Source organism: Blautia intestinihominis (genome assembly GCF_040096655.1).
GTDB classification, from domain to species: Bacteria; Bacillota; Clostridia; order Lachnospirales; family Lachnospiraceae; genus Blautia_A; species Blautia_A intestinihominis.
The window spans coordinates 1-8,259 of the sequence record NZ_JBBMEI010000104.1 but is presented as its reverse complement, the minus strand read 5'-3'; the positions used below and the strand labels follow the sequence as shown (position 1 = coordinate 8,259).

The following is an 8,259-nucleotide window of genomic DNA, read 5'->3' as shown; positions in this document are numbered from 1 at the left end:
TTGTATGTCCTACAAATAAGATAGCACATTTTGTTGAAGTTTCTTTATATTTTATTTTATCTAGCACAACAAGTTAACTTATATTTATCTTATGTTAGGAGCAATTTTATGACTGATTATGAGCAGATTTTTCTCTCTTCCGGGCAGGAGAAGCAGAAACTTACAATTGCCCTGAAACGCTTTATCGAAACAGAGGATCCTGACTGGAAAGCCCGCTATCAGAGTTATCTGCGGACCCGTTTCCGTCCTGCCATGACTGAACTGATCCATGGCGGTGATCTGGCACGTATCCGCAATTTATGCGCTTTTGCCCCGCTGACTGCTCCCGCACTGGAACAGTTTATCCAGGAAGCTTCCATTTGCGGACGGACCGAGATCCTTGCTTTTCTTCTCCGGTTAAAAAAAGATTCCTTCGGATTTCATGACAGAGATTTTTCTCTCTGAAAATCTGACTTTTATTTTGAAGTTCATTTTATAGTATGAAAGGATTTTGTTTATGAAACCTTCCGGCGATTTTTCCCTTTATCAGAAGATCTGGGACTTCACGCGGGAACAGCTTTCCGTAAAATATCCCTTTTTTCGGAAACTTCTGTGGAATTTTTCTTTTAAAGAATCTGAAGATACCGAAACTGCTGGAACTGACGGCAGGAATATCTATTTCAACCCTGATTTTGTAATAAAAAGCTTCCAGGAATCATCCACGAAACTGGAGGAGCTTTTTCTGCACATGCTGTATCACTGCCTGTTCCTTCATCTCATCATGGATGTGCCACCGGATCGCAGACTCTGGGATCTCGCCTGTGATGCGGCTGTCCAGAGGATCCTTCAGAATGAAAAGAGGGAACGTGACCCGATGAAAATCTATCAGGAATTCCAGAACGCAGCCGTCTCAGATTCTTCCTCTCAACCAGATTCGTCAGAACCTTCTGCTGAAGCTGAACCCATCACTCCACTTGACGATCACAACTTCTGGAAATACACCGACCGCCAGAAATTCCTCGAGACGATCCGACAGACTCTCGGTGGTATGTCCGGTGCCGCCGGCATGGGGCTGTACGGCAACAGCGGACGCGGCAGTGCTCCCGGAAATCAGGTGGAAGAACTCTCTGTCGAGGAAAAAGGCAAATACGATTTTCACCATTTTCTCAGACGTTTTGCCGTCCACAGGGAAGAAATCCATACCGATGCCCAGAGTTTCGACTATATTCCCTATATATTCGGGCTTGATCATTATGGAAATATCCCTCTGATCGAATATCTCGAGTACCAGGAAGTCACCCGGCTTGAGGAGCTTGTCATCGCGATCGATACTTCCGGCTCCTGCTCAGCAGACACCGTCCGTCGATTTATGGAAGAAACTTATGGAATCCTCAGCGACCAGGAGAATTTTTTCCGCAAAATGAACCTCTATATCATCCAATGTGACTGCTTTATACAGGATGTGGCACATATTACCTGTGAAAAAGACTGGCAGGATTATCTGCAGAACCTTCGTATCCACGGGCGCAGCGGAACTGATTTCCGACCTGTTTTTGAATACGTGGAAAAGCTCCGCGAAGAACGGAAACTCAAAAATCTCAAGGGACTTCTCTATTTCACAGACGGCGATGGGATCTATCCGGAAAAAGCCACCGACTACGAAACCGCTTTTGTTTTTTATAAAGAAAAATCCATGCACCAAAAAGTTCCTGCATGGGCTGTAAAGTTATATCTTGATGCTGAAAAATCCTGAACCTACGCATATCCAGAAAGGATCACGCTATGAATATCAAAGAAGCCAAAGAAGAAATTCTCCACACGATACAGATCTACACTCGTAAAGACGCGCACGGACAGTATCTCATGCCCTCTGTCCGTCAGCGTCCGGTTCTCCTGATCGGGCCACCCGGAATCGGCAAGACTGCCATCATGGAACAGATTTCCCGCGAATGTGGAATCGGTCTTACCGCCTATACCATCACGCACCACACCCGCCAGAGTGCCGTAGGCCTTCCCGTTATCGTAAAGAAAAATTATCAGGGCAAAGAGTATTCCATCACCGAATATACGATGAGTGAGATCATCGCCTCTGTCTATGAAACGATTGAAAAAAGTGGCTGCCAGGAGGGGATTCTCTTCATTGATGAGATCAACTGCGTATCGGAAACTCTGGTCCCGACCATGCTTCAGTTTCTCCAGAACAAAACTTTCGGCACACATCCTGTCCCGGAAGGCTGGGTCATTGTTGCCGCCGGAAACCCTGTCGAATATAACAAATCTGCCCGCGAATTCGACATTGTCACGCTGGACCGTGTGAAACGGATCGATGTGGAACCCGATTTCGCCGTGTGGAAGGAATATGCCTGGGCAAAGGGCATCCATCCGGCGATCCTTTCTTATTTAAGTTTACATAATGATCGTTTCTATCATGTAGAAAACACTGCTTCCGGTGTCCGCTTCGTCACAGCACGAGGATGGGAAGATCTTTCTTCCATTCTGTATGGATATGAGGATCTTGATCTCACACCGGACGCAGACCTGGTCCTGCAGTATCTTCAGGAACCGGAAACTGCCAGGGATTTTGCCGGATATTATGATCTCTATGCAAAATACCGCCAGGACTACCGGATTCCGGAACTGCTCTCCGGCCGTATCTCTGAGGAAGAATTTCAGGACCGCTGTAATCTCGTACAGCAAGCTTCCACCGATGAAAAAATCTCTGTCGCGGGGCTTCTTCTCGATGGGTGGAACAGTTTTTTCCAGCAGTTCCAGAAAGAAGATCAGTTTACAACAGCACTCCACGACACGCTGAAGCAGATCCGTGCCGCCCTGCTGCGCGAAGAAACACTCGATGAAATCATTATACAGCGAAAACAGGCTCTGAAAGTTAAGCTGGAAAATCATCTTATTTCTTCTGCGGACTATGAGCAGAACGAACAGATCACAAAAATTCTGGAAAGCTGTCTTGTCGAAACACGTAAGAAGCGGGTGAATGATCCACAAAAAAACCTCGCCATTCTCAGGGATGCCCTGAGTGACGAGGTAGATAATCGCAAAAATCTTGCCGCACAAACTTCTCTCGCACTGGAAAATGGATATCGTTTTGCAAGTGAAGCCTTTGAAGATGGACCGGAACTTCTTTTCCTGACTTCAGATCTGAGCCACAATCCAAAGGCGGTACAGTTTATCAGCACTTTTGGATGCGAGCCTTATTTTCATTACAGTGAACAGTTGATGTTTCAGGAGAAACGGCAGACATTACTCCGGGAAATTGAAAGGCACTCCTGATTCAGATCCAGTCTCTGCCGCTCAGGTTCCTACGGTATTTCGGTCCCATCAGACCGTTTTTGCGCTCCAGTGCCTCGCGGAATTCAGCCCCGTACATTACGAAGGACATCGTCATGCACACAGCACAAGCCCCGATCAGCACATTGGCTGTCGAATACGGAAGTCTGACTCCTGCTGTCAAAATCATCACAACTACATAAGTAACTGCTGTATTCAGCTTGCCATGCCACTGAGCTTCCCCGGTCGCGTCGGTCTCCATAATGACTTTCCAGCCTACGACCAGCATGTATGTTTCTTTTATCACAAACAGGATCATCACAAGTTTCACCAGCGGATAACGTGATATCAGACACGCCAGCATCACTGCCTGCATTGCCTTGTCTGCCAGTGGATCAAGCAGTCTTCCGATCCTGCTGATCTGATTAAAGGATCTCGCAATTCTTCCATCCAGGAAGTCGGTCGCTGCCGCTGCCAGGATGATCATGGTCAGAGCCGGTCTGTTTCCTCTCATACCATGTCTCTCGCAGATTCCAAGGAAAAGAATTGCAAGTCCGAGTCTGATAAGACTCAGAAGATTCGGTACGGTAAGGATTTCTTTACGTGTAAAAACTTCTGCAAGCTTCTCCTGCCTTGCCGGAATCACACGGTAGAAAAGCTGGTAACACAGGATATTCAGAATCAGTGCTGTCATTACATCTGAAACACAGTGCTGCTTCAAGAACATGGTTGCCATGATGATAGACACTGTCAGAACTGTCTGTGCTGCTGTAAATACTTTATTTTTCCTGCATCTCTCATTCTGGAAAAGTGCTACACAGCTTGCCACAGAATTAAATACGTGGATACTTGGAAAAATATTCGTAGGCGTGTCGATCTTATACAAAAATCTGACCGCTGAAATAAAAATACCGCTCTCCCCGGTCAGATCCGGTCGAAGATTCTGTCCGTTCGGGTAAACATAGGAAACCAGAATGAACAAGGTCATTCCCACTGCCAGAGTGCCAATATACTGATAATATTCCTTCTTGCCCGGGCAGAACAGCACGAAATAAACCACTGTACCGATCAGAAAAAAGTACCACATCACATATGGAATAATAAAATACGGGCAGAACGGGATTTTGTCATCTGCCAGCGAATGAATGATATGTATTTTCACATCGCTTCGCTCTACGAGCATAAAGGATACCATATAAAAAATCCCATACAGCGGAATCATCCACAAATGTTTTGATTTCTTCAGATAATTCAAAATATCACCTTTCCGAATATGCTGGCTGCATGCCAGGGGCAATTTATTGTTTCAGTCATTACATTCTTGTTTCATTTATCTGTAGGTATAATATACCTATTTATAAGATTTAATCAATCCACAAAATGCCCAAAATATCCGATTTTACAGAAATTTCATAATCTCTTTTCATAAAGCTAAGATAAAAATAAGAAATTCTTTCGTTTTCGACACAGATACAAAAAGAGGAAGTGCTTTATGCTGCACTTCCTCTTCTCTTCTGTGTATCCTTACGCAAGACCTGCTGGAATTCTCTCAGCTTTTCTTTTGCCTCCGGGCTTAAGTTCTGCGGTACCTGGATCTGTACAGTTACGTACTGATTGCCGTGGACAGCAGAATCTTTCATAGAAACAATTCCTTTGCCTTTCAGACGGATCTTACGTCCGGACTGTGTACCCTCCGGGATCTTGCAGATCACATCGCCGTACAGGGTGGTGACTTTGGCTTCGCCGCCAAATACGGCTGTTGTAAATGGAATATTTGCTGTTGTGTAGATATCCATTCCTTTACGCTCAAAGCCAGGTTTCGATGCCACATTGACTTTGAGGAAAAGATCTCCTGCAGGACCGCCATTGAATCCCGGATTTCCTTTGCCTTTTAGACGGATGCTCTTGCCATCTTCGATGCCTGCCGGGACATGTACCTTAAGTGTCTGGATAACGCCATTTCCAGATGGATCAGACAGCCTCATCACTCTGTCGCATCCAAAGGCTGCTTCTTCGAAGCTGACGCTTACTTCTGAGTGAAGATCACTGCCCTTTGCCTGCGTACTTCTTCCGCCGAAGCCGCCAAATCCGCTCTGGCTGTGGAAGCCCTGACCTCCGAAGCTGCCGCTCTGACTGCCGCTCTGACCATGGAACATATTTCCAAAGATATCTCCAAAAATATCTCCCATATCGCCCATGTTGCCGTTTTCGAAATGGTATTCATGGTAGCCGCTGCCGCCCTGGCCGAAGCCGCCAAATCCACTGCCAAAACCACCCTGACCATGGAATCCCTGGCCTCCGCCATAAGCACCTCCGGCACCTGCACCTTCTTCAAAGGCCGCGAAACCATACTGGTCGTACAGTTTCTTCTTCTCGTCATCACTTAAGATATTATATGCTTCTGTGATCTCTTTAAACTTCTGTTCCGCATTCTTATCCCCCGGATTCATGTCCGGATGATATTTCTTCGCAAGTTTCCTGTATGCTCTCTTGATCTCCTTCGCATCGGCATTTCTTCCGACCCCAAGGACATCATAATAATCTCTCTTAGCCATAATGCCACCTCCGGTTATATTCGTATAGAAAAGAAGATGCGGTCATAAACTCCCGCATCCCCTGCCCTTATCTTTTGTTCTATTTGTAATATAACACTCGATTTCTGATATGTCAAGATGGTGCGGAAAGATTTTTGCTTCCTGTCCTTGCATACTTGCCAAACAACCTGGCTCTGATCGTGATCGTAGCCCCTGTTTTGTTCTTTCCCATCTTCATTCATTTATTTTTTTCTGCAAGCATACGGCGTAATTCCTGCAGTTGTTTGTCTTTTATTTCCAACTGCTTCTTCTGACTAACCAATTGCTCTTTTTGGCTAACCATGCATCCAGTTTATTTCTGATACCCTTATTTTCCATGGTTTTTCGGAATATGTCAAGCGGAATAAACTTTACCTGCCTGCTCTATAATATCTCATGGATGTGATTACAAATCCCATCGAATTTCGTGCAGGTTTTACTGTAATCACTTCTTTTCCTGCATATCTGCCAAACAAACTGCCCCTGATCGTGATCGTAGCTCCTGTTTTTGTGCGGACTGCGTTGTAATATTTCATCACAGTTTCACTCTGCCACCACAATTCTTTGAGCAGATACTTTCCCTTTTTTACCGGGAGATTCACACTTTTTACTTTGATTCCGTAGGTATCCTGTATATGTTTGAGGACAACGCTTTTCGGAACCAGCATATCTACTCCCGTTTGATAACGTTTGTATTTTTTCCAGTTTGCATACAGGAAATCTCGACGGACAATTTTAGGAAGATTCTTCTTTAACTGCGTCTGCCCGGAAAAATTAATTCCGCCTGCATAAGACATATCCTGAAGATAAGTCCGTACATTTTTCTTTTTGAAAATGTTCATGTTGATGGAAGAACTTCTGGCTGCCGCTTCTACCGTCGAAACATTGTTTCCTGCTACTACAGCAAATCCCAGTACAAAAATCAACAAAAATGCTGCCATCCTTGATAAAATACTTCGTTTCATTCCTTTTCCTCTCTTTCCTGGCATAATTTTTCCAAAGTCTGATCCAATTTTTACAAAGCTCTTATTTTGTACTGCCCCTCCTTCATTCATTTGTCTTATGAATATATTATAGTCTATAAAAATTACATATTTGTTCCAAATTTTTTATATTAGTCAAAATCTCTGCAGAGAACTATGAGACCGCCTATATAAAGGCAGCCTCATATTCTCTCATTTATCTTTTTCCGCAAGCATACGGCGTAATTTCTGTAATTCTTTCTCCTGCTGTTCCAGTTGTTTATCTTTTATTTCCAACTGGTTCTTCTGACTAACCAATTGCTCTTTTTGGCTGTTCAACTGCGCTCTCTGACTGTCTATCTCTTCTCTTTGGCTATCCAACTACGCTCTCTGACTGTCTATCTCTTCCTGCATCTGATCTACCATGTATCTTACCGTATTTTGGTCGAGGATTTTTAATTCTTCTGAATACATGCTCATCACCTTCTCCACGTTCTGACATATGTTATATACATGTTCATACATTGCCTTAAACTCTGGATACTTGCTAGACAGCTCCATGATCATTTCCGGGGAATCCATGCTCAGGAATGCCAGCCATGCATCCAGTTTGTTGCTTATACCCTTATTTTCCATGGTTTTTCGGAATATATCAAGTGGAACGAAAATATAGTTTTGAAGCATTATGTAGTTTTTTACATCAATCTTTAAATCTCTTTTTTATCAAAATTACCATCCGATTAAGAATCACCCTAACTTTATTATTAATAAACGTATAATCTTTTAGTTTTTCCGCCAATCCCGGGCTAAGTGCATAATATATTTTTATGAACATTCTTCCACCTCGTGATTTTTTTAATACGTTATCTCTGAATTTTCGCAACACCAACACTTCCGGCGCATCATAACTTCCATAAACCGCTGTTGCTATATAACAGCCTTCTTTCTGAGATGATTGCTGCGATTCCTGATTCTTACTATTAGATGCGGCATTTTCCTCTTCTTCCTGTTTTTTCACTAAACTGATAAGCTTATCCCATCTACTACAGTCAACTGCTGCACACACATGGCACCATGCGTCAAAGTTCTTCCCAAAATTTACTCCATGTAGCTCACAAGCGTTTTCATTTGTGCTATCTATTATTGTATAATAATCACATAAAGCACAGAGTGTTTCATTATCTTTATTCACTTTTCTAAAGTTTGCACAATTTAATCTTTCTTCTACATTCATACGAATTCACCGTAATTTTCCTTCTATTCAATATGTAATAATTTTATTTGAGCACCTCATCATAAAAATAGTTTTTACAATAAGATGCTCAAATAATATCTACATGCAGATGTCTGGCAATGCAAAGAAATTGGTTTTATACTATACTAAACTTGTTGTGCTAGATAAAATAAAATATAAAGAAACTTCAACAAAATGTGCTATCTTATTTGTAGGACATACAAAT

General features: G+C 43.2%; 9 protein-coding genes. 3 read left to right on the top strand and 6 right to left on the bottom strand.

The genetic code is table 11. From position 1 onward, the window contains the following. Window positions 1-108: 108 nt before the first annotated feature. The 3 genes from WMO75_RS17875 to WMO75_RS17865 are packed head-to-tail and all read left to right on the top strand — an operon-like array spanning window position 109 to window position 3,267. Window positions 109-444, top strand: coding sequence for a hypothetical protein (locus WMO75_RS17875; RefSeq protein ID WP_118698923.1), 336 nt, complete (start codon window positions 109-111; stop codon window positions 442-444). Window positions 445-496: 52 nt separating this feature from the next. Then, a complete protein-coding gene (locus WMO75_RS17870; protein WP_118698924.1) occupies window positions 497-1,732 on the top strand; it encodes a vWA domain-containing protein in 1,236 nt (411 codons plus the stop codon). A gap of 29 nt (window positions 1,733-1,761) precedes the next feature. After that, window positions 1,762-3,267, top strand: coding sequence for an ATP-binding protein (locus WMO75_RS17865; RefSeq protein ID WP_118698925.1), 1,506 nt, complete (start codon window positions 1,762-1,764; stop codon window positions 3,265-3,267). Window position 3,268: 1 nt separating this feature from the next. On the opposite strand, the gene WMO75_RS17860 is transcribed toward WMO75_RS17865, so the two are convergent. The 6 genes from WMO75_RS17860 to WMO75_RS17835 all read right to left on the bottom strand — a co-directional run bounded on the left by WMO75_RS17860 (window position 3,269) and on the right by WMO75_RS17835 (window position 8,033). Next, window positions 3,269-4,519, bottom strand: a complete 1,251-nt coding sequence (locus WMO75_RS17860) for a CDP-alcohol phosphatidyltransferase family protein (protein WP_118252172.1) — start codon at window positions 4,517-4,519, stop codon at window positions 3,269-3,271. A 235-nt stretch (window positions 4,520-4,754) separates the two neighbouring features. Beyond that, window positions 4,755-5,819 (bottom strand): DnaJ C-terminal domain-containing protein, encoded by a 1,065-nt coding sequence (locus WMO75_RS17855; protein WP_291580401.1) that lies wholly within the window; start codon window positions 5,817-5,819, stop codon window positions 4,755-4,757. Between the two features lie 389 nt (window positions 5,820-6,208). Beyond that, the gene (locus tag WMO75_RS17850) at window positions 6,209-6,802 is read right to left on the bottom strand and encodes a hypothetical protein (RefSeq protein WP_291580399.1); all 594 of its coding nucleotides are present in this window, start codon (window positions 6,800-6,802) and stop codon (window positions 6,209-6,211) included. Between the two features lie 210 nt (window positions 6,803-7,012). Continuing rightward, a complete protein-coding gene (locus WMO75_RS17845) occupies window positions 7,013-7,180 on the bottom strand; it encodes a hypothetical protein (RefSeq protein ID WP_291580397.1) in 168 nt (55 codons plus the stop codon). Next, entirely contained in the window at window positions 7,181-7,435 is a 255-nt protein-coding gene (locus tag WMO75_RS17840; protein WP_298089973.1) for a hypothetical protein, read from the bottom strand. A gap of 64 nt (window positions 7,436-7,499) precedes the next feature. Further along, window positions 7,500-8,033, bottom strand: coding sequence for a CFI-box-CTERM domain-containing protein (locus WMO75_RS17835; RefSeq protein WP_349078646.1), 534 nt, complete (start codon window positions 8,031-8,033; stop codon window positions 7,500-7,502). Window positions 8,034-8,259: the final 226 nt, after the last annotated feature.